The 1,008-nt window shown below is 65.2% G+C and carries 1 protein-coding gene; it reads right to left on the bottom strand.

Annotation, left to right across the window (positions count from 1 at the left end; all coding sequences use genetic code 11):
• On the bottom strand, window positions 1–911 hold a 911-nt coding region (locus tag M2432_RS27925; RefSeq protein ID WP_280830097.1), incomplete at its 3' end, for an LLM class flavin-dependent oxidoreductase.
• Window positions 912–1,008: the final 97 nt, after the last annotated feature.

Here is a 1,008-nt window from a genome sequence, read left to right as displayed (position 1 = left end):
AACTCTCTCATCAACGAAGCGGGAACCTGAGCTGTGTATGACAGCACCGTCTGCTCGTCGAGGGTTTGTGGTACGAGGTCTTGTGCGCCGGCGAAGTCGTGTCCGAGTGGATGCTGTGCGCCGTGGGTCGCCCACATCTGGGCGGGGATGGTGAGTGCGAACGCCTTGGCGATATCTGAATTCAGGGCCTCATCGACTTGGTTGCGGCTACGCCCGGTGATCAGGAACAGCCCAGCTGCGGGCGTGATGGCCAGCGGGTCTCGTCCGGCGTCGGACGCCGCTGCGCGCACCGCGTCCAGGTCGCGGGCATAGCCTTGGGGCCGTAATGCGGCTTGGGGGTACCAGGCGTCGGCATAACGTCCCGCTGCTCGCAGCATGCGAGGCCCGTGGGCGGCGATCCAGATTTCGGGCCACTTGCCGCGGTAGGGCGGAATATCGAATACGGCGTTCTGCAGCGGGAAAAATGGTGACTCGCGCGAGACAACGTCACCGCCCGAGTTCCAGAGCGCGCGGATGGTGGCCACGGCTTCCTCGAACCGGGCAACGGGTTTGGTCCACTCAACGCCGTAAGGCTCGTTGGCTTCGCGCTCCCCAACACCGATGCCGAGGATCGCGCGACCTCCGGTGAGCAGGTGTAGCGTCGCGGCGGCCTGTGCGGTGACCGCTGGGTTGCGGCGACCGGCGTCGGTGACACCCACGCCGAGCCGCAGCCGCCCGATGCGGTTGCTGGCGGCAAGCCGTCCGAGCATGGTCCACGGCTCGAGCTGGGCATCGATCTTCGGTACCAGCTTCGCGCCGCCGAAGTATTGCGGTGTTGCGATTGCCCGCGGTAGCAGCGAATTAAGATGATCGGCTACCCAGAAGGAGTCAACACCGGCGGCCAGGGCAGCCAGGTAGACCGCGCGAACCATCGTGGTCGGGGACCGCCGAGTATTGAGGACTTGAGTGCCGACACCAACGCGAAATCTGTTCATGTTCAACGCCTCTCGTTCAGCCGGGGTGCGGACT

Source organism: Mycobacterium sp. OTB74 (assembly GCF_029892685.1).
In the GTDB taxonomy this organism is placed as follows: Bacteria; Actinomycetota; Actinomycetes; order Mycobacteriales; family Mycobacteriaceae; genus Mycobacterium.
The sequence above is the reverse complement of the archived record's forward strand: the minus strand, read 5'-3'. Positions and strand labels throughout refer to the sequence as shown.